Annotated in this window: 14 protein-coding genes; 4 read left to right on the top strand and 10 right to left on the bottom strand. The window is 38.5% G+C overall.

Translation table 11 applies throughout. From position 1 onward, the window contains the following. Window positions 1-72 precede the first annotated feature (72 nt). From GNE10_RS13980 to GNE10_RS13965, 4 genes are all read right to left on the bottom strand, one after another. On the bottom strand, window positions 73-252 hold the full coding sequence (locus GNE10_RS13980; RefSeq protein WP_185565694.1) for a hypothetical protein: 180 nt from the start codon (window positions 250-252) through the stop codon (window positions 73-75). A gap of 12 nt (window positions 253-264) precedes the next feature. Then, window positions 265-1,389, bottom strand: coding sequence for an FAD-binding oxidoreductase (locus tag GNE10_RS13975; RefSeq protein ID WP_185565696.1), 1,125 nt, complete (start codon window positions 1,387-1,389; stop codon window positions 265-267). A gap of 241 nt (window positions 1,390-1,630) precedes the next feature. Further along, the gene (locus GNE10_RS13970; RefSeq protein WP_185565693.1) at window positions 1,631-2,515 is read right to left on the bottom strand and encodes an isopenicillin N synthase family oxygenase; all 885 of its coding nucleotides are present in this window, start codon (window positions 2,513-2,515) and stop codon (window positions 1,631-1,633) included. A 128-nt stretch (window positions 2,516-2,643) separates the two neighbouring features. Beyond that, window positions 2,644-4,956, bottom strand: a complete 2,313-nt coding sequence (locus GNE10_RS13965) for a proprotein convertase P-domain-containing protein (protein WP_185565692.1) — start codon at window positions 4,954-4,956, stop codon at window positions 2,644-2,646. A gap of 421 nt (window positions 4,957-5,377) precedes the next feature. Between GNE10_RS13965 and GNE10_RS13960 the strand changes: the two genes are divergently transcribed. After that, window positions 5,378-8,866, top strand: coding sequence for a filamentous hemagglutinin N-terminal domain-containing protein (locus GNE10_RS13960; protein ID WP_185565691.1), 3,489 nt, complete (start codon window positions 5,378-5,380; stop codon window positions 8,864-8,866). Between the two features lie 26 nt (window positions 8,867-8,892). Continuing rightward, on the top strand, window positions 8,893-12,120 hold the full coding sequence (locus GNE10_RS13955; protein WP_185565690.1) for a filamentous hemagglutinin N-terminal domain-containing protein: 3,228 nt from the start codon (window positions 8,893-8,895) through the stop codon (window positions 12,118-12,120). 176 nt (window positions 12,121-12,296) lie between these two features. Here the strand turns inward: GNE10_RS13955 and GNE10_RS13950 are convergent, their stop codons facing one another. From GNE10_RS13950 to GNE10_RS13935, 4 genes are all read right to left on the bottom strand, one after another. Then, entirely contained in the window at window positions 12,297-14,048 is a 1,752-nt protein-coding gene (locus GNE10_RS13950; protein WP_185565689.1) for a ShlB/FhaC/HecB family hemolysin secretion/activation protein, read from the bottom strand. 255 nt (window positions 14,049-14,303) lie between these two features. Continuing rightward, on the bottom strand, window positions 14,304-15,041 hold the full coding sequence (locus GNE10_RS13945; protein ID WP_185565688.1) for a DUF928 domain-containing protein: 738 nt from the start codon (window positions 15,039-15,041) through the stop codon (window positions 14,304-14,306). A gap of 75 nt (window positions 15,042-15,116) precedes the next feature. Beyond that, a complete protein-coding gene (locus GNE10_RS13940) occupies window positions 15,117-17,009 on the bottom strand; it encodes a CHASE2 domain-containing protein (RefSeq protein ID WP_185565687.1) in 1,893 nt (630 codons plus the stop codon). Window positions 17,010-17,057: 48 nt separating this feature from the next. Beyond that, entirely contained in the window at window positions 17,058-17,792 is a 735-nt protein-coding gene (locus tag GNE10_RS13935) for a response regulator transcription factor (RefSeq protein WP_185565686.1), read from the bottom strand. Between the two features lie 1,224 nt (window positions 17,793-19,016). On the opposite strand from GNE10_RS13935, the gene GNE10_RS13930 reads away from it, so the two are divergent. Continuing rightward, window positions 19,017-19,511, top strand: coding sequence for a hypothetical protein (locus tag GNE10_RS13930; protein WP_185565685.1), 495 nt, complete (start codon window positions 19,017-19,019; stop codon window positions 19,509-19,511). Between the two features lie 41 nt (window positions 19,512-19,552). On the opposite strand, the gene GNE10_RS13925 is transcribed toward GNE10_RS13930, so the two are convergent. Both GNE10_RS13925 and GNE10_RS13920 read right to left on the bottom strand, forming a co-directional pair. Further along, complete coding sequence (locus GNE10_RS13925; RefSeq protein ID WP_185565684.1) at window positions 19,553-20,209, bottom strand: 2-hydroxychromene-2-carboxylate isomerase; 657 nt, start codon at window positions 20,207-20,209, stop codon at window positions 19,553-19,555. 92 nt (window positions 20,210-20,301) lie between these two features. After that, complete coding sequence (locus GNE10_RS13920) at window positions 20,302-20,946, bottom strand: Uma2 family endonuclease (protein WP_185565695.1); 645 nt, start codon at window positions 20,944-20,946, stop codon at window positions 20,302-20,304. Window positions 20,947-21,161: 215 nt separating this feature from the next. On the opposite strand from GNE10_RS13920, the gene ffh reads away from it, so the two are divergent. Continuing rightward, a complete protein-coding gene (gene ffh / locus GNE10_RS13915; RefSeq protein ID WP_185565683.1) occupies window positions 21,162-22,625 on the top strand; it encodes a signal recognition particle protein in 1,464 nt (487 codons plus the stop codon). Window positions 22,626-22,656 lie beyond the last annotated feature (31 nt).

Genomic DNA, 22,656 nt, shown 5'->3' with positions numbered 1-22,656 from the left:
GTGCAATACTGTGGGAATCATAACTAATTATGCGGACATAATATTATATCAAGTCTGGCTAAATGCTTGTCATTACGTACCGCCAAGGGCGGAACCCGTACCACTTCGTGGAAGCAAGCTACGCGTAGCGTCTCGTAGAGAAGAGAAGGGTACGTAGCGATAGCGAAGTGAAATAATCGCAGAATCCTTGCGATTGCCTCGTTCCACTTCGTTGCACTCGCAATGACATATCACAAGTACTTTACCAGACATGATGTTATTTCTCTAAATAATTGTATCTTCCTTACCAGCTGCGAATTTAGCAAAACGCTCTGCTAAGGGTGGTACGATGACAAGGGGATTGCTAAATCCAGAAAACACATGAATGTTTTCAAATCCAGGAATAGCACCCATAAAAGGAATTTGATTGTTACTAAATGCCACTAAGCAATGATGCCAAGTTCCTGGTAAATTCCCTAAAGCTGGTAAAATTTCCGCCACACTTTCTCGTAACCATTGTTCGCTAGCTTGTGAATTGACCTCAGCATTAGGATCTGTGAGTACACGGCTAATTTGACCCAAACGCAAGCTACCATCTTGAAACTGAATTGCACCAGCATCTAATATTGCTGGTATTGGTTCATTACCTGGTTCATTCCACAATTGCTCAAATTCAGTGGATTGGCTTTCTAAGTGATATCGTTGCACATTTGCGGGCATAACTAAGGTGCGTAACCTGACATCAACTGGTGCAGTTTCAATGATTTCTGCGTGGGTAAAATATATCTTAAAGGAAATACCAGCTGATTTTAGTAGCTGGCGGCTAAGTCCACCCGCACAGATGGCGACATTTGCACTGTGGTAAGTTGCGTTAGTTGTTTGTACGCCATTTTTTAATATTTGCAATACTTTATTAACTTGTACTTCACCTCCACCACGCAAAAAAGCTTGAATGTAGGCTTGTGCGGTTTTTTGTGGATGAATATGACCGTGTTTAACAGTTAAAGCCCCAGATATGGCCTGTTGATTTAGCAGTGGTTCCAATTCACCAGCTGCTTTTGGGGTGAGTAAACGCGGTACAACAGCACAATTACTATATAATTTAGCGATCGCCTCAGCATTGCTACCTGCTGAAATCGTTAGTAATAAATCTAATTCCCGAAATTCAATATCAGCGTCTAACTCTTGAGATAGGATATGGTAGCGAGCGATCGCATCTTCACACAATTGCTGAGTTAATGGTGTATTACCCGCCCAATAAGCAAGCCCACCATAACTATAGCGAGTTGCATTCTGTGGTATTTCATATTCTTCCAGCAAAAGTACGCCAAAGCCTGCTTTCCTTAACTCATAAGCCAGCGTAGCACCCGTAATCCCACCACCAACCACAATCCAATCGTAAGTTTTCATCATAAGAGCAAAGAATTCAGAATTCAGAATTCAGAATTCAGAATTTAGGAATCAGTGTGTCAACAATAGCATGACCAAATTATATAGCATTAAGAAACCCAAAACCCTTGTAGAGACCTAGCATTGCTACGTCTCTACATTAATTTTCAGCAAATGTCTGTAGATTTGCTGCGATGTTTGCTGTTTATTTATTCGCCACTCGGACTGCAATTTATTCTGAATTCTGACTCCTGAATTCTATTTAATATGTTGCTTGTAACCGTTGTAAAAGATATTCTCCCGCAAGGATGGGAGGATAAATAGATGAGTTTTCTTTTTGGCAACTTTCTAAACAAGCAATTTCTACATCATCATTAGGATGGCAGAAAAAAGCAATAGAATAGCGAGACTGGTTTACCCTGTCGTCCTTGGGAATCATTACCCGGTGCTTAGTCGAACAAAATACATTATTTGTCCACCTCTGCATTAAATCGCCAGTATTCACTATCACAGTATCAGGTATTGCAGCCGCACCAATCCATTCTCCTGCGGTTGTTCGTACTTCCAAGCCGCCGATAGGATCTTGGAAAAGTAAAGTAATACTACCATAATCAGAATGTTCCCCTGCACGTACTTGTTGGGGTTTGGGTGGTGTTTGCAATGGGGGATAATGGAGAAAACGCAAGGTATGATTGTGTTGGCTGTGTCTGGTGGTAAAAAAATCTTCTGGTAATTCCAACGCCAAAGCAAATGTTTGCAACACCGTGTTAGCCAATTCTGTACAACTGTCATAAAAAGCCACAACACAAGCATCCACACCCACAGCACCTTGTTTGCTGACATTAAACGCCTCTTTTAAGTCACCTGGTTTATTCGGGTCAAGACGTTCTCTCTCTACAGCAACATAGCCTGTATTATTAAATTCATCACTCCAAGCTTGCTTTTGTTTAACTTCTAAAGGTAAATTAAAAAAAGATTTACTGTAAATAAATACTTGCTCGATTAAATCTTTTGATATTTCTGAATTTTGCAAGTACATAAAACCGATTTCATGACAAGCCTGATAAATTTGTTTAACAACACCTTGCCTAGTTGTTGTATTGCCATTAGTGAAACCAGACAAATCAATTACTGGAATTGTAACCATTGATAATTCAAGATATTGTGTAAATAATTAACAATTTATAGCCTGGTGGCAAGGCTATAATGTTGCAATTATTTTTATTGTAGGGTGGGCATTTTACAGGCCGGGCAAGATGCCTACCCCACAAGATTTTAAGCAGCGAAAATATCTGCGTTGGTTAGAGACAATCCAGCGTTGAGTGTGGCAATTTGGATTTTAGCGATCGCTCCTGTACCATCTTGGTCAAAGAACAGAGAACCGTTACCTTTATCATAGAGAAATCTTTGGCTGGTTGTAGTTGCTGCGGAACCCAAGAAAAATTGATTAACAGCAATAGCAGCACCAGCAATTAATCCGCCACCAAAACCAGCCGCAGAAACATAAATTGTATCATCAACTACGCTAAAATCAGTAATGCGGTCGATTCCTTCGCTGCGAGAGTTAAATGTAAAGCGATCGCTACCACTACCACCTGTTAATGTATCGTTGCCAGTACCACCAACAAGGACATCATTACCAGTACCACCAATTAATGTATCGTTACCACCACCCCCAGTTAGGGTGTCATTCCCCGTACCTCCATCAAGAAAATCGTTGCCAACGCCGACAGTTTGGACTGTAAATTGCAGCGACCAACTATTAAGCGTACCAGCAACTGCGGCTTCATCATCCCTGACTTCTAATTTCCATGTGCCATTGGGGTTTTTATTGTCAAAAGTAGATAGCAATCCTTCTGGTTTGAAACTGCCGCTAAAAGGTGCAGTTCCAAGTGTAATTGATGTTGCCGCTTCATCGTCCAATGTCGTGTTAGTAAAATGACTGCCACTACCGCCGACATCAGTAAACAATTCCACGCGAGTCCCTGTTGGATTAATCAGGAACACATCTAAGTCAGAATCCCAGAAGTGCCTAATATTTAAAGTAACGTTGACATCAACAATTGATGTCGGTAAACCACTGACGGCTAAACTAGATGTGATTGTAGACAAGTCAGGGATAGTAACAGCAGAGTTATTGCTAAAGGTTTTAATTTCGTTAGTAGTTCCATCGCCAACTAAACTATCATTGCCAGCACCACCATATAGTGTGTCATTGCCAGCACCGCCATTGAGTTGGTTGTTAGCACCGTTACCTGTAATTGTGTTGTTGAGATTGTTACCAGTGCCGTTGATTGCAGATGTGCCTGTGAGAATCAAGTTTTCTAAATAAGCTGGGCCTAAGTTAAAGTTGTAGGCAGATTCAACTGTGTCTATACCTTCATTAAGGTATTCATAAATACTGTAGTAACTATCACTATTGAATATATAGCGATCGTTGCCAGTTCCGCCATATAAAGTATTATTGCCAGTACCACCATTGAGGGTATCATTACCAGCGCCGCCATAAAGCGTGTCATTTCCCGCGCCACCCAAAAGACTGTCATTTCCTGCTCTGCCATCAATGAGATCGTTTCCGCCTTCCCCAGACAGATAATTGTTGTATTCATTTCCTGTTAAACTGTCATTAAAATTGCCTCCGATGGCATTTTCAATAACAGATATACCGCCTTTGGAATTAGCGATGGTAAATCCTCCTTTAATACCAACAACTCGACTAATAAAGCCACCAGCACCAGGATCGTTATTCGCCAAAGTCGCGTTATTTAAGTCAATAATTACTGAATTAGTTGCCCCTTGACCAGATATTGTATCTGTTCCGCCTGCATCCCAAATACAAGACCAATAGGTTCCAACGCCATTAAAAGTTGGCAGTAAATAAACATTATTTCCTGTGTTGTATGACTTATTAATACCGTAAAGATATTGGATAGCTGCAATATCAAATGCCATCGGCCCCGCAGCATAACCCCAATTTGTCTCATACCCAGGAGAATAGGGACTTTGAATATCAACATAAGACATAACTGTTGTTACAAACTGATTCAGGCTGTAGTCGCCAAAATCTCCAGAGTAATCAACGCCAGGAAAAATCGAAGAAGTTCCTCCATTATCATGAGGATGAGCTAATCCCAAAGCATGACCAATTTCGTGAACAAAAGTATAGTAAGAGTAGCCACCAACTGCTAAAGCAGCATCAGGATTGTATTGGTAAGGTTCCCAGTTAACTAAAACATCTCCTTCTGCAAGAAAATCGAAAGATTCTCCTGGCGGGTTTGCTAGACCTAGTACGCCATCGCCAAAAAGAGAAGAATCAATAACATGAAAAGTTAACTCAGCTTGAGAGTCATTAAAACCAGAATATTCTAGCTGGAAATTCGCTACATTCGACCAAGCTTTGATTGCATTAGTAAAGGCGTTGATTTCAGCATTGTCGAAGAAATAATCCCAAGATTTGTTATCAACAAAAGAATAAGTTAGTTTTCTATTGTCGTTTTCAATTTTCCAACGACTGCCCCATAGTAAACCGTCTATATACGTTAAACCAGTTTTAGGAACACCAGTAGCAGAACCAACAAAAGTAGACATTTGTTTCTCCTTTTTGGAATTCAAATGAGAATAAATATAGTAATCAGCTTTGGTTTTTGAGGTTAGTTGCAGAGTCAAAGAATAGGGAAGAAAGCTGAGAAACCGAGGAACAAAATATAGAGTAAAAAAAATACGAAAATTATTCGCTCAGGTTTCATGCAGTGTTATATACATGATTGTGTATTGCAGATTGCAGAAAACTGCATTGCGATTTCGCTGGTTATATGCAAAAAACTAGTGATTTGTCTGGATTCGATGAAAAAGAGCGATCGCTCCAATATAAACACTAGTATGTGCTGCAATTTCTGGTAATATTATTGCTGGTGTAATGTAGCCTTACTTAATTATTTGTAACCAACAAGATCCCCGACTTATTAAGAAATCGGGGATCTGAGCCTTTAAATTTACATAAATTTAAGCCATGATTAATCAATTTTATTTAAATTGGTATTGCCGCTTGGGGATATTAATTAATTTAAGTTTTATAACAAATGCTAGCGCCTTAGCTCAAGTAACATCTGACCAAACTTCAGGAACACAAATTACAGATATTGGCTTAGGTTCTTATATTTCAGGTGGTACAACAGTTGGCAATACAAATCTATTCCACAGCTTCAGCAGTTTTAGCGTTCCTAATAATGGTGGAGCAATTTTTCTTAACGATTCCAACATTAGTAATATCTTTGCACGAGTAACTGGTGGAACAACATCTAATATTCAAGGATTGATTTATGCCCAAGGTGCTGCTAATTTATTTTTGATGAATCCCAACGGCATTATTTTTGGTAACAATGCTCAATTAAATATTGGTGGTTCCTTTGTAGCTACCACAGCTAATGCAATTCAATTTCCTGGCGGTGCAGAATTTTCTTTAACTTCACCAGTTACATCTAATAATTCATTACTTAGCGTCAATCCAACGGCATTTTTATTTAATCAAATTGCTAATCAGAGTGCAAACTCAATTGAAAATCGTGCGACTTTGGCGGTTCCCAATAATAAAAGTTTAATTCTACTTGGCGGTCGCATCTCACCTACACCAGAATCTACAGGACAAATTTTAATAGATAAAGGAATACTGGGTGCATTAAGCGGTAGGATAGAGATTGGTGGATTGACTGCACCAGGAATAGTACGACTTAATGTTAATGACAACAATTTAAGCTTGACTTTTCCTGATAGTGTGGCAAGAACAGATATCTCACTCGTGAATCAATCTCTTGCCATTGCCGTTGGTGGAGGTGGTGGTGATATTGTAGTTAATGCTAATAATTTTAATTTAGAAAATTCCAGTAATTTTTTGACTGGTATAGATCCGAATCTAGGAACCCCTGACACAAAAGCAGGTGATATTATCATTAATGCTACTGGAATTGTAACACTCAATGAAAGTAGTATTTTGGGAAATATTGCTTCAGGCGTTGGAGATAGTGGCAACATTAATGTTAATGCTCAATCCCTAAACATTAATAGTAGTAGTATTCAAGCAATTGCCACAGAAGGTAATTCAGGTGTTATTAATATTGTAGTTAAAGATGCAGTTTCACTATATGGAAGAAAGGCTAACGGTTATGGTAGTCTGATTTCAAGTGCTGTTGAACCACGTGCCTCTGCACAACAAATCTTTTCAGAAACGCTAACCTACGGCAAAAGCGGTGGTATTAATATCCAAGCACGAAATCTTTTGCTCACAGATGCTGCTTTCATAAGTGCGGGGAACATTTTAGGAAATGATTCCGGAAATATTAAAATTCAGGCTTTTGATTCAATTAATTTGAATAATTATGCAGGAATCATCTCTACAACTAGTAATATAAAAGCAATTGCAGGTAATTTGTCTATTAGTACAAATTATTTAAATTTGGAAAACCAATCTCAAATAACAACTGGTACTTTTGATGGAAATGGTGGCGATATTAATATTATGGCTCGCAATATTAATTTAGATAATTCTTTTATTACTGCAAGTGCCTTCTCTCTTCCAGAAGTGATATCTAACGTTGGTAATGCTGGCAATATAAATATCCAGACTGAAAAAATTACTTTAACAAATAATGGAACAATTTCTTCTGTTTCTGGAGAACCAGAACCAGGTGAAACAATTGGGCGTGGTGGAGATATTAACATTACAGCTACTGATTTAATAGAAATCGATTTCAAAGGTTCAAGAAATCTCTTTACTGGTATTGCTACCACAACTTTTAGCAGTAGTCCTGCTGGTAATATAACACTAGAAACGAAGAATCTCTTTGTAAAAAATGGTGGTTCTATCCAAGCAGAGTCTGTTAACAATTTAGGAGGTAATGCAGGTAATATTACTATCAATGCATCAGATTCTGTTAATTTGATTAGCTCAAACGCTAATTTTCGTAGCTTTATCACTACAGGGGTTGAATCTTTGAAAGATAATATAGTCGCTGTAGGTAATGGTGGTGATATAACAATTAATACTAAATATTTGCAGTTAACAAATGGAGTTATTGGCGCTGGAACTTATGGCAAAGGCAATGCTGGTGATATCTTTATTGCCAGCAATGATGGAGTTGTTCTTGACAACGGTACAATCAATAGTCGTGTAGGAGCAGGCGGAGTTGGTAATGCTGGAGATATTAAAATTCAGACACGAAAACTAAATTTAACTAACGGTGGTGGAATTGATACTTTAATTGCTGAAGCAACAGAAAATTTCCCTGGTGGACAAGGTAATGGTGGAAGTATCCGCATTGATGCTCCTGATGCAGTAACTATTTCAGGAACTAATATAAATGGAAATGCAAGTGGAATATCAACCGAAACCCAAAGGGGGGCGCTTGGTCAAGGTGGAGATATCATAATCAACACAGATTATTTCCGTCTAACAGACAATGCTTTTGTATCAGCAGCAACTAGTAATTCTAGTAACAGCGGTAATATAACTTTCAATGCTCGTGTATTTGAAGCATCAAATGGTGGATTGATAACTACAGGAACTGTTGACAGTGGTAAATCTGGTGACATTACCATCAATGCCGCAGATAGTATCACTATCTCTAGCAATTCAAATAATATCACTGGTCTATTTGCAGGTACTAGTTCTACTGGAAACGGCGGAACAATATTCTTATCTACAACTAACTTTAATTTATTTACAAGCGATTTAAATTTGCCTAATAACATTGCTGGAGTTTCTACAAGGAGTAATAGAAGAGGTGTTGCAGGGAATATTAATATTACTGCCAAGGAAAATTTCAGCGCAAATAATAGTTTAGTAAACGCACAATCTGAACAAGCAGGCGGTGGTAGCATCAATATCACTGCAAGAAACATTCGCTTAGTTAACAGCGATATCCGCACCGACTTATCTACAGGTGGAGGTAGTGGAGGTAATATTACCCTCAATGCCAACACTATTATTGCTTTGGAAGATAGCGATATTCTCGCCTTTGCGCCGCAAGGTCAAGGTGGTAACATTACTTTTAACACTCGTGCTTTGTTGACTTCACCACTATATCGCCCGACGCAAACTTCAACTGATGCAAATAGCCTTCAGTCATTAAATAATAACAATCGTGCTGATATCAACGCCAGTGGTGCAATTTCTGGTAATATCATCGGCGTGCCAGATATCACTTTTATTCAAAACAGCCTCACAGAATTACAATTTAATCCCATCGATACTAATGCGCTAATTGCGAATAGTTGTATTGCTCGTAGTCCCAAGCAAGAAGGTAATTTTTCGATTACAGGTGTTGGTGGCTTACCTACTCGTCCTGGTAACGCTTCAGCTTCCAGCTATCCTACAAGTGATGTAGAAAATATTACTAATGATGATACAACGCGCCAGTGGAAAAAAGGTGACTTGATTGTTGAACCCCAAGGGGTATATCGACTAGCAAACGGGCAATTAATTATGAGTAAAAAATGTGATTGAGATTCAGACAAATGCAACTGAAATTTATGATAAACATTTCTCAACAATCATTGCGAACACAGTTGAATTTATTGGGCTGTGTGGCATTACAAATATTCTTTTTTAGTAACTGTGTTTTTGCTCAAAGTAACATTATACCGGATAACACTTTAGGTAGCGATCGCTCCCTTGTCACACCTTTAGATAACATTAACAATTTGCCAGTTGACTTAATCAATGGTGGTGCAGTTCGTGGAATTAATTTATTTCATAGTTTCCAAGAGTTTAATGTTAGCCAAGGACGAGGAGCTTACTTTTTAATTAATAACTCTGACATTCAAAATGTCTTAACTCGCATTACAGGTAAAAACCCTTCAGAAATTTTCGGAACTCTGGGTATAATTAGCGATTCTAACCCAAATTTATTTTTAATTAACCCTAATGGTATTATCTTCGGCCGCAACGCTAGTTTAGATGTGGGGGGTTCATTTGTTGCCACAACTGCTAATGGCATTAATTTAGGACAAACGGGTATATTCAGCGCTTCGGAACCCACCCAAAGTAATTTACTCAGCGTCCAACCTTCAGCACTATTTTTTAATGCCGTTAACAATCAAGCAGAAATTATTAACAATTCTAGAGCTGCGTCTACAGTATTGGGTTTCGCGTTGAATGGCAATCCTCAACGTCAGATAGCAGGATTAACAGTACTTGATGGCAAAGATTTATCACTTATAGGTGGAAATGTAACTTTAGACCAGGGGTTTATATTTGCTCCTGGTGGACGAGTTCAATTAGGAGGTTTAACAGAACCAGGAATAATTAATTTAGATACTACAGGTTGGCGTTTTCCTGATAATGTAATACGAGGAGACGTAACTCTTAAAAATACCGCTTCTGTTTTTGTTGTATCTGGCGATCGCGGTAGTATTGCTGTTAATTCTCGTAATTTTAATTTTTCCGATGGTAGCCGTTTCACCCTCGTAAATGAAGGTATAGAAAATATTAATAATTCGGCAGGTAATATTGAAATTACCGCTACAGATAATATAACTCTTGAGGGTACAAATTCTGCTTATAGTGCAATTTTTAATGTCATAGAAGATGGTGGAAATGCTGGAGATATAATTATCAAGGCAGCTAATCTTGAAATTATTGGTGATGCAGCAATTGGGACTTTTACTCTTGAAAAAGGTAATGCCGGAAATATTAATATTCAAGCTAGAGACAAAGTGACAATTTTGGGAACTGGTGCAACAACTTCAATTAGTAGTTTCCTTGAAACAGGAGCAGAAGGAAAGGGAGGAAATATTAATATACAGACAAAAAGTTTTGTTTTAGATAACGGTCAAGTTAGTACTAGTAGTTTAGGAAATGGTAATGCAGGTAATATTCAAATAAATGCTGTTGAATCTTTTAGCGTTAAAAATGCCCAAATAGCAACTAGTAATTTTGGACAAGGAGATGCAGGAAATCTCACAATAGAAGCAAAAAAAGCGAATCTTATATTTGATTCAAGTGTAATATCCAGTACTGCGGGGGGGAGTTTATTATCAGGAACAATAACGAGCGGTCAAGCTGGTGATATTTTAATTAAAGGGCGAGCGCTTTCTTTAACTAACAACATTATTCAAACTAATACTGTAGGACAGGGAAACGCTGGAAATATAGCTTTAGACATCCAAGACAATGTTTCCTTAACAAATAGTTTAATCTTTGGTGTAGTTACTCAGTCTGCTACTGGTCAGGGTGGTAATGTTACTATTGCATCTGGTTCCCTTTCTCTAAATGATAATTCGGAAGTGAATGTTAGCACAGCTGGTAAAGGGGACGGAGGTAAGATATTTATCAATACAGATTTATTAGAACTTACTAATAATTCATTCATCGTTTCTAATGCTGTTGGAGAAGGAAATGCTGGCAATATAACTATCCAAGCTAAAGATAAAATTTCAATTTCGGGAAACAATAACCAAAGTGCAATAACTAGTAGCGTTGACCAGTTATCTCTTGGTAATGGAGGAGATATCGATTTGCAAACCGGTTCGCTGTTATTAAATAACGGTATCATTGGCGCGGCTAATTTTGGAGCAGGGAAAGCAGGAAATATCCGCATTCATGTAACAGATTTGATTTCTGCAAGCGGTAATTCTCAAATAGGAACTTTTAGTACCGGACAAGGAGATGCAGGAAATATAATTATCGAAGCGAAAAATGCCCCTGTTTATTTTGACGGAACTTTCGTACAAAGCGTTGCAGCCTTTAATTCCCAAGGAGTAGTAGGAGAAGGTAAAGGAGGGGATATCACAATTAAAGCGCGATCGCTTTTTTTAAGCAACGATGCCTATTTACAAAGCAGCGCTTTTGGACAAGGAAATGGAGGCAATATATTTGTAGAAGTGCAGAATGATGTGTCATTGAGCAACTCTTTCATAGATAGTGGAGTAGTAGATACAGCTACTGGTAAGGGTGGTGATATTAATATTCAGTCTGACACGCTTTTTTTGACAGACAATTCTTTTGTAAATAGCAGCAGTACTGGTCAAGGAAATCCAGGTAATATATCTATTAATCTGCGTAATAGCTTGCGTAGTAATAACAGTACAATAGGCACAGCTAGCACACAATCTTCAGGTGGTAGTATCAATATTACAGCACAAGATATCCGGCTGCGCGGTGATAGCGATATTCGTACAAATGTCCTTAGCGGTGCAGGTGGAGGTGGTAATATTACCCTAACTGCTAATACTATCATTGCCTTAGAAGACAGCGACATCTTAGCATTCGCTAGTGATGGTAGAGGCGGCGATATCACTTTTAACACCCAAGCATTTTTAAGTTCTCCACTGTATCGTCCCCAACCTCAAACAGGCGATCGAGTAAATTTAAGAACACAATTAGAGGGTAATAATCGCGCCGATATCAACGCCAGTGGTGCAATATCTGGTAATATCATCGGCGTGCCTGACATCACTTTTATCCAAAACAGCCTCACAGAATTACAAGATAATCCTATTAATACTGATGTCCTAATTGCTAATAGCTGCATCGCTCGTAGTTCCAAACAAGAAGGTACTTTTTTAATTACAGGTGTTGGTGGTTTACCTACTCGTCCTGGTAATGCCTCTGCTTCAAATTATTCTACAGGTGATGTACAAAATATCAGTAATGATAATACAACACAACAATGGAAAAAAGGTGACTTGATTGTTGAACCCCAAGGAGTATATCGACTAGCAAACGGCGATTTAGTAATGAGTCGAGAGTGTAATTAAATGTTGAGTATCAATTCGCAGGACTTACGCACAGGCAACGGAAAATCTAACCACAGAGGATGCAGAGGATACGGAGGAATAAGAGTTTCAGAGAGTTTTTGCGTAAGTCCTAAATTCAGTAAAAAATCGCGCTTAACTCTTGGAGTGAAATATAAATTAGCATGAATTATTACACCTTAAAACGCTTGATATCGCAGCGAAAAAATAAGACCATTATCTTGCAGAGTATTCCCTCCACTATTCACATCTATTAACGGAATACCATAATCTAAACGTATATTTAAATCTCGAATTGGTTGCCAAATTAAACCTAACCCCAAACTTGCAAAGGTTTCTGAACGGGAAGTACCACGATTATTCCACGCTGTACCGACATCAAAAAAAGGCGCAATTTGTAATGTATTGGCAGAAGTTAAAGGAATTCGAGCTTCAACTGAAGCTGTAATTCCATTGTCTGCTACAAATTCATTTTGACGGTAGCCGCGCACTGTATCAAAACCACCAATACTAAATTTTTCTAAAGATAATAAAGAATCTCCTGTGAGTTGTGCATTTAATCTACCTAATAAAATTGTTCCTGGTGATAGGCGTTGTACCCATTGAAATTGTCCCAGCCACGAAAAGAATCTTCCGTCAGTACCTGAGTCGTTAACTGTAGCGTCAAAAGCATCAATACCAAGACTAAATTGAGAACGTGCAGCTAAAACTCTTTTTGCACTGCGTTCCACCCAGTCTTGTGAAAAACGAATGACTGTAACTTTTGACAAACCGTTTTCTGGCCCTTCAGAAAAAGAAAAAGGAATGTCATTGAGTAAAAATGTTTGACTGCGGCGTAAATCTAATCCTAAACCAATGGCAAATTCAGATTGTGGTTTGCGATACAAAGGTTGACGATAATTAAAAGAATAAGTTTGTGCGTCACTTTTAATATCCAAGTCGCTAAATTCATCTTCAATGATGCGGCTGTCGCTATTATTGACGCGAAAAGCAAGAGTACCGTTATTTGGATTTATGGGAATTGTATAGCTGACATTATATATATTCAGTCCTTCAGTAATGCCATATTCAGCAGTAAAACTATCCCCAAAACCCAACAAGTTATCATGGCTGAGAAATACTCCTGCTTGGGTAGAACCAATACTGGGGGTTTGATTGTTAGCTACAAATACTCCGCCATGAAATGCAGCCGCTTCGGTAATTGTGACTTGTAATATATTACTACCGGGAGTGCTACCGGCGGTTAACTGTGCGTTTTTCCGTTCAATTAAAGGATCGAGGTGTAATAGTTGCAGTGCTTGTTCTAAACGTTTTTGATTTAAGGGTGTAGAGGAGGCTTTTTGCAGACGCGATCGCACGTATACTGGTTGTAATCTCCTTAATCCCCCTAGTTCAATTTTTTCGAGTTCGCCTTCTACTACTTGAATTTGGACGACACCATCAGTGAGATTTTGATTGTTGGGTAAAAATGCACCGCTGGTGACGTAGCCGTTTTTGATGTATAGGTCGGTGATATCCGAACGTAGTTGAATCAAGTCTGCAAAAGTTACTTGACGATTTTCTAATAACTTGACTAACGCTGCAATTTCATTTTTTAAAACTGTAGTTCCCAGAACTTCAACTTTTTTCACTAGAAAACTTTCACTATTAGGAAAACTCGTATCTGGCGATGTTGGTGTCTCAGGAGAATTCAAAATCTGTGGAGAAACTGCGGGAGGAGTCGGGGGAGGAGTTGGTGAGGGAGTTGGTTTAGGAATTGTTTGGTCGAGAATTTCTGGTGTTGTTGGCGGAATATTAACTCCTGGTGGGGGAGTAGATTGAGCAGATACAACACTAGGGAAGATAATTAAACCCAAGATTAGGGATATGCTGTTGCGCTGAAGTCTCGGTTTTTTTTGTTTATTTTTTAATTGGAAATTATTATTTTTCATTAAATTTAAATGATTAATTTCAGATTTTAATTATAATTTTTTGTTGGCAATTAATTGAGAATGCTAGTGTGTTGTGATATTTTTATTTCTTGATATAAAAGCTATTTATAAAATGAAATTTGCATGAAAATTCTATAGATAGGACAGACAATATGTCCACCCCACAAGACTTTCACCAGATTTATTTAAATCACATCATCATTGATGTTGTCTATCAACGATTAATTGTCAACTGTCAACTGTCAACCCAAAACATCACTTTTCTTGATTGGCAATTCTTTGCAAATTTACTATTCGTTTTTTCACTGATTCTTCATTGTCTTTGTCTCTGACTAACTCATACTTAGCAAACTCCTGAACAAGATTTGAACCGACTTGTCCCAATTTTTGAGAATTGCTTGATTTGAGTGCTTCTGCTAAGGCTTCATACCACAAATTTGCGGCGGCGTAGGTATTTGATTTTTGCAATTCATTGGTTGTAGTTAATAATTTGTTTTCGATTGTAGATGGGATTTCTACAACCATAAATTCAGATCTTTCTACTAAATCGTCTCCCGGACAACTAATTGCTACTTGCCAAAAGTATTTTTTACCTACAGTTAATTGGGGATAATTTTCTGGAAGATATACTTGGAAAATACCTGGTGATGTTTTTTGTTTAATAGGATTACTTAATGGAGTGACTGTTTTGTTAGAAACAAACTCAAAAATTTGAAATTCGATTTCATGAGAACTAGATACATAACCCACAAAAGTGGGACGCGTGGAAGCTGTATAACCAATATATGTTTTAGGTGCAAGTAATGTTAAAGGAATTTGATTCTTTGAATTCGGACAACCTCTACCACCGCCGCTTCTGGTGTAGTCGCTTGCAGGTTGGCGATCGCTTGGTCTAAAATTAGCAGCTGCTATTGCTGGTAAAAACAGTAACAAACCCACAAAAGAACCGGTTATTAACTTGATAGTAAGAGTTTTGTTAAATAATCGTGACATTTAAGCCTCATATTTGAACAAAGGAATATTGCAATAAATTTATCACCCTCCGGTTACTACGTAGTACAAGTATTACTATTTTCTTAATCTCCAGCTTATTTCGCACACCGTTCCTTTGGGAGCAATACTTTCACGCCGAAAATCACCTCCCAAGTTTTTAGCAATGTTTTTCAGTTGTTTTGTTCCTTTACTTTCAAAGGACGAAATCAGTCCGGGCCCGTTATCCTGAATTTTCAGGATATAAAAATCTTCATATTTTTTACCAATAGCTTCGATGCGTTTGACACCTTTAGCATGTTTACCTACGTTGCATAAAGCTTCTTCTAAGAATAAACAAAGTTCCTGTTTGTTATTGACGCTCAAACATTTATCATCTACTGGTTCAAAAGTACGAATTTTAACTTTAATATTTTTCAAGTATTCTAAATCTTGGCGTTCCAGGGTGCTAGTATACACTGCATAAAAAAGCTCATGAATTGGACATTTTAAATCAAGTTTTAAGCCACTACCTAAACGGAGACTTTCTTCTTGAGATAAAGCCTCAAGCTTTAGATATTCACCAATTTCGCGAATTTCATAATTGAGTTTTTCTAACTGTAATTTCAATTCTTGATAAGGCCAATCTTGAGCTTGCATCTGTCTTAAGACATTGGCTAAAGTTTGTAGAGGGCCATTATGAATTACAGTAAATGCATGTTCAATTGTGTGTTGGCGTTCGTTCATTTTAATATTAAATAATTGATTGTGTTGATATAAGGCAAATGCAAAACCACTCAAACCTAAACCATTAATTATCAAAGTTAATAACCCTGGTGCAATGGGAATCCACCAACCATATCCTATAAGTACTAAAGCTAAACCAAATAATGCGAAAGCTACAACTACAACAGCTAACAAGTTCTTCCATAAAGATTGTGTTAGTGAAAAAATAATTATCGGATAAAAGCCACAAGCTATTATCCATATATATTCCCATTCCTCCGACCAAACTTTTAACAATGGTCGTCCGTTAATCACTGCATTAATTATTTGAGAACAAGCATGAGCGTGAAATTCTACTCCAGATATTTGTCCGCGTATTTTTTGCTCGATAGTTGCAGAAGTATTGACAAAATCAGTGCTACTAATAGCAGTAATTCCAATTATTACTACTTTATTTTGTAGTAGATTAGGATTAATATTTTCAGCTTTGATATCATTTAACGATAAAATATGAAATGGCTTTTTACCAGAGCGGAAATTAATTAATATTTTTAAACCACTGCTATTTTCATTGATATATCCTCCAGTATTAGATAAAAAACGCGGTAGTTCTGTAGTTTTAAATCTAATTGTATTTTTATCAACTATCCCCGTTTGCATATTAATATTTTCATGAGATAAATAAGCTTGTGCTAACTGTAGTCCCAAGGATAATTTATCTTCTTCAGTATTATGAGGATTTTTAGGTGATGGTGTCCAAAGGAGGTAGCGGCGGTATTTATTATCCTTATCTGCGATGATATCAGAAAAACCTATTTGCTTTGGTGGTAATTGTGGTGGTGGTGAAATTAAATCTGGAGGTAGTATTTTTTCAATTCCAATGATATTTGGATACTTTTGAAATACTTTTATTAATTCTTGATGACCTGGTTCAACAGGGAAATTTCTAAATATATCCAAACCAATGGCGACGGGTTTATATTTTTGTATTTTTTCTATTACTGCTGCAATTTCTCTATCAGGAATGGGATATTTACCAACATTACGAATATCTTCTTCATTAATACCCACAATCACAACTTTGTCATCAGTTACTTCCCCAGGACGCCAACGTAAGAATGTGTCTAATGCCGTCAATTCAAAATCTTGTAAAAATCCATATAAACGTGCAATTACAATCACAATTAAAAATGTAGTTCCTGGAAGTGACGCCAGTAACAAAATTTTGATTTCATTTTTAATCCTTCTCCAATTAACCCACACCATAAAGATTTTGAGTTGAATTTATGTTTCAATTCTGAATTTTGACGATAACTAATCAATTAGTCCCTCTTGGCGAGCGCGGATTTCTGTTTGAATGCGGATATTTTTACCTTCTCTTTTACAGTCTTCTGGATAAAGTCCGAGAACATCTTGAATTTTTGTCCAATATGCCCTGATTGCACGTTCAGATCTATACATTCGTTCCGAGATTAACTTATCTGTTAATCCTTCTTCAAAGGCTAATCTTAAAACTTCTAACCACTCTGGTTTGAGTTCCAAACCATTTTTGATATCCTGTGTATGAGTTGCACCTTGGAGTGCTATGTAAACGCGAGATAACATTTCCTGTTCTGATAATCCTTTATCTGCGATCGCAAATCCACCTTGATGCTCGTCAATCTCATGTTTTATCCTAACCAAAGCCTTAACATAACTGCTTTGTACCATCAAATTTTGTTGGGGATATTGCTTGAGTAACTGTTGAATTAAGTTAATACCTGTATCAATTTGGGCTGTCATTCCCGTTGCTTCTGGTATAGATAAATCCATAACAATCAAGTCAAAGCCAGAAGTCCCACTTTTATTGATAGCCCCAGTCCCAATTTTACTGAGAGCCTCAAATACACTTCTAACTTTGATAATATCTGCATTCGGATATTCTTGTTGCAGTAAATTAAAGGTTGCAGTCAAGATTAATTGGTGGTCATCAATAAGTAAAATTTTCATTGCTGGTGATTCAGGTAAATCTTGACTTTTCATTAATGTATTAGCATAGGCTTTAATCATTTTTATACCCTCATATACTGCATCCTAGAGGATGGCACTTTGCTTACTCATTGTTTTTATATTTACTTTATAAGTAAGGGAACTCCAAAAAATAAATTATTCCGCTTGAGGTTGTTGAACGCCAGTTGATTCAAGCAGATGAACCCGTCCAACGCACTGGATACTGTTGACTGTCAACCGTCAACAGTCAACAGTCTTCTTGGAAGTCCCTAATGGAGTATTGTAATTTTTGCAACACATTTTTGAAATTGCAATACAGTTTTCTGCAATCTCACATACACCATGCTGTATCTCAGCCAGCACCAAAGGTACGTGAATTATATTAATAGTTTCTCTATTCTATTTTGTGTACCTAAGTACATTCAGTAAATCGACAGAATTGTTCCTAACAAATGACTCAACTGTAGGGGCGTATAGCTTTACGCCTCTACATTCTTTTGGAAACTTCCACAATTAAGGAGATAAATATAGCAATCCAGTTTGATGGATAAAATTATTTGTGTAATAGGCAAAAAGATTCTAAAAGATTAAATGTACTGAATTTTGTTGAAAAATAAAATAGGAATACTATATATGGTTACGGTTACTTTTCCTGCTGATTATTTATTCCCTTATCAATCAATACAGTTCAGTTAAGCCTTTCTTTCTTCTCTTTGCGTCCTTCTCTGACGAGACGCTGCGCGAATGCGTCCTTGGCGGTAGCCTGCGGCAAGCCGCTACGCGTCTACGTTAAAAAAATTGAATTTGACCAAGAGTTTTAGCCTTAACTGAACCGTATTGCCTTATCAATGACATCCTAGTTGGCGGAACTGGCAACGATATTCTAGTTGATGGAGCGGGATATGATTTCTTTACTTTCTACTCTCCCACTGAAGCAAGTGACACAATTACTAATTTTAACGCCCTTGATGATACAACTTTTATCTACAGCCCTGGTTTTGGCGGTGGACTAATTGGTGGTGCGATCGCTGTTAATCAATTCGCTTTAGATACGGCAGCAACAACAACTGATACCAGATTTATCTTCAATCAAAATAACGGTTATTTATTCTTCGATTCTGATGGCACAGGAGCAATAGCCCAAACCCAAATTGTAACTCTCAACACCGGAGTTTCTCTGAGCAATACCAAGATTTACGTTTTTTCTTAGTTCGCCTAACCAGATAGAAAGTTAAAAATCATATAATATGATACCTGGCGATATCTCAAAATAATTCCAAATTCATGAGCAAAAAAAATATCCCAGTACTCCTGAGTGGAGTTATTATCAGCTTAGGACTATTACCATCATTAGCTCAAGCACAACAGCCGGTTTCTGATGCCCAAGTTGCAGCGATGGTAGAAGCATTGCGACAAGCCGCACCCCAAACAAAAAATCCCAACGATGGGCTTTATAGTGAATGGCAAGTCAAACCAGAAACCCTCAAAGGCTGGTCAAGGACTTGTCTCAAACGAGAACTAACACCGACACAATTTGAAAACAGCCCTGCGATCGCCCGCTCAATTGTATCCTGTATCACCCGCCGTGAATTAACCAATCAGTTCGCCGCCACTAAGAATGAAATAGCCTCTGTGCGTGGTGCTGCTTGTTGGTGGATGACTGGCAAGTATACAGGCTGCGACACAGGCTTTACTGGTGACTATGTACAAAAAGTTGTCCGCTTTTATCAACAGCAGCGCTCAAAACCAGTAACTCAATCGTCAAAGACTGGCTCTTAAGAAAGACAGAGAGTAGTAAAAATAAAATTCTTGTAGGTGTGTTAGGGGCATATTGAAGATAGTTGTTTGACTTTTTCAGCAAGCCAATCAACACGATCCTTGCCCCAAAATTTTTCGCCTTCCACTACCCAAGTTGGTACACCGGGACAGCCAAATTGTTCGTATTCCGCTAAAGCTTCAATTGCGGCTTGTTTAGCTGCTTCGCCGTAAGCTAATTCTAAAATGCGATCGCCATTCAATCCCACATCATTTGCCACTTTTTTAATTACAGATTCATCGTTGACATCAAGTAAGTCAACATAGCTAGCTCGAAAAAAACCAGCATCCAAAAGATGCTCCTTCCCGCTTCCACGAGCAGCGTAGTATGCTCTAGCGGGAAGTTCTTCCCGACTAAATTCCATTTCTTGCCAGCGCTTTACCCACCTGCGGAATTCGTCAAGTTCCTTGAGTCGAATTTCAATGCCGTACTTTTTTGCCCACCGCAAACAATCTTCTTTGTGATACAACGACACGGCGGCGCTTTCACTTCCTCCTTGGAGATCGGCTACCTTAATACCCCGCTCCTTGGGAATGTAAATCGGTCGTCGTTCAATATCTACAGGTAACCCCTGTAATGCTCTTTGGGCAAGAATGATGCCAATGTATGAATTTGCTGAGTGATATATCGAGTAAGAATAAACTTTGATTCGCTGCGACATATATTCTTTTATAATTGTATTAAAAATTTAATTCCGGTATCAAAGTATTCTTAATTCTGACTTCTGAATTCTGAATTCTGAATTCTGACTTCTTAATTCTGACTTCTGACAATTTGGCTTTTAACCCATTGACGAAATTCTTGAACTAATTCTAAATAATCTTTTTCTTCCACCTCCTCTAAAAAATTAGAAATCTCTGTTAGTGGCAGATTAGGAAATGCTAAACTTTGTTCAACAGATATATATTTTTGATTTAGTAAAATATTAATACTAAAATCTTTACCATCATATCGCCAGATTTCAGGTACACCCATATCAGCATAGACTTCAAAACGATTTTTTGAACTACTAGTAATATCAATTTCCACTACCAAATCTGGCGGTGGATCTTGCGCTAAATCTATTCTTTTTTTGCCTCTTATGGCATTAATATTTTCAATGTAAAAGCATTTATCTGGTTCTGCACCACTCAGCTCTGGACGTTTAAAAGTGGTAGAACCAAGGCACTCAATTCTAAGTTCTAGTTCTTCTGCGAGAGTTTCGACAAATCGACCTGCAATTTCTTTGTATCGTTCATGTTCAGGTGAGGGAACCATGATTTCTAGAGTACCTCGATTGTATGTGAGCCGAAGACGGCGACTATTACTAAGTTCAGCTAGCAAGTTTTCATAGGTTTGCCAACTGATACCTGATAAGTGAATGATTTCTGTTGGTTGAAGCAGTGTGTTGCTAGTCATAGCGATATGTGCTGTATGTTCTCGCTGTACAATAGCCATTCTTAGTCTTACTGTACTTTAAACTCAATCTTCAATAAACGTAGGTATCTAGTTGCTACAGTCGGGGTGAAAACTACTAAGCTGGTAAATAGCACGTTTAAAATTTACCGGAAAATCTGAATCGCATTCATCGGCGCTTTAGAATTCCTCACTGGCGAACTACCTGTAATTACATTATGTTTGATGCTTTATCTGACCGTTTAGAAGCCGCCTGGAAAAAACTGCGGGGACAAGACAAAATTTCTCAATCCAACATTCAAGACGCTTTGCGGGAAGTACGCCGCGCTTTGTTGGAAGCAGATGTCAATCTCCAGGTAGTCAAAGATTTTATTACCGAAGTCGAAACCAAGGCACAGGGAGCCGAGGTAATCTCCGGCGTGCGACCTGACCAGCAGTTCATCAAAATTGTTCACGATGAGCTAGTGCAGGTGATGGGGGATGAGAATGTTCCTTTAGTAGAAGCCCAAGAACAACCTACTATTGTGCTAATGGCAGGGCTGCAAGGTACTGGTAAAACCACAGCAACTGCGAAGTTAGCTTTACATCTGAGGAAATTAGACCGTAGTTGCTTGTTGGTGGCCACAGACGTATATCGCCCAGCAGCGATCGACCAGTTGATAACCCTGGGTAAGCAAATTGACGTACCAGTTTTTGAACTCGGAAGCGATGCAGACCCTGTAGAAATCGCACGGCAAGGTGTAGAACGCGCCAAAGCAGAAGGTGTAAATACAGTAATTATCGATACTGCTGGGCGGCTGCAAATTGATGAAGACATGATGGCGGAATTAGCCCGCATCAAACAAACAGTCCAACCCCACGAAACTTTGTTGGTGGTTGACGCCATGACCGGGCAAGAAGCAGCCAATTTGACCCGCACTTTCCACGACGAAATTGGAATTACTGGGGCGATTCTCACCAAACTTGATGGCGATAGCCGTGGTGGTGCGGCGCTGTCAGTGCGACGGATTTCGGGAGCGCCAATTAAATTTGTGGGGGTGGGTGAAAAAGTCGAGGCACTGCAACCCTTTTATCCAGATCGCATGGCATCCCGGATTCTGGGAATGGGTGATGTTCTGACTTTAGTAGAAAAAGCCCAGGAAGAAATTGATTTAGCAGATGCCGAGAAAATGCAGGAAAAAATCCTGACGGCGAAGTTTGACTTTACCGATTTTCTCAAACAGCTGCGCCTATTGAAAAACATGGGTTCCCTGGGAGGCATCATGAAGCTGATTCCAGGGATGAACAAGCTATCAGATGACCAGCTAAAACATGGAGAAACCCAACTCAAACGCTGTGAAGCAATGATTAACTCCATGACCCGCCAAGAACGCCAAGACCCCGATTTATTAGCCAGTTCTCCCAGTCGCCGAAGACGGATTGCTGCTGGTTCAGGCTACAAAGAACCAGACGTAAGTAAACTAGTAGCTGACTTTCAAAAAATGCGATCGCTCATGCAACAAATGGGTCAAGGTGGCGGCTTACCCGGAATGCCAGGAATGTTTGGTGGTGGTATGGGCAGCCCCTTTGGAGGAGGAGGCAATCGTGCCGCAGCCCCCGGATGGCGTGGTTACAACGCTGGTGCCCCAGCCGCGAAAAAGAAAAAGAAAGATAAAAAGAAAAAAGGGTTCGGTAATCTTTAAGTTGTTGGACATGGGGCATGGGGTATGGGGT

Origin of the sequence: Nostoc sp. 2RC, from assembly GCF_014222165.1 — a bacterium.
Lineage (GTDB): Bacteria > Cyanobacteriota > Cyanobacteriia > Cyanobacteriales > Nostocaceae > Nostoc > Nostoc linckia.
Note: the sequence above shows the minus strand (reverse complement) of the source record. Positions and strands in the feature narration are given on the sequence as shown.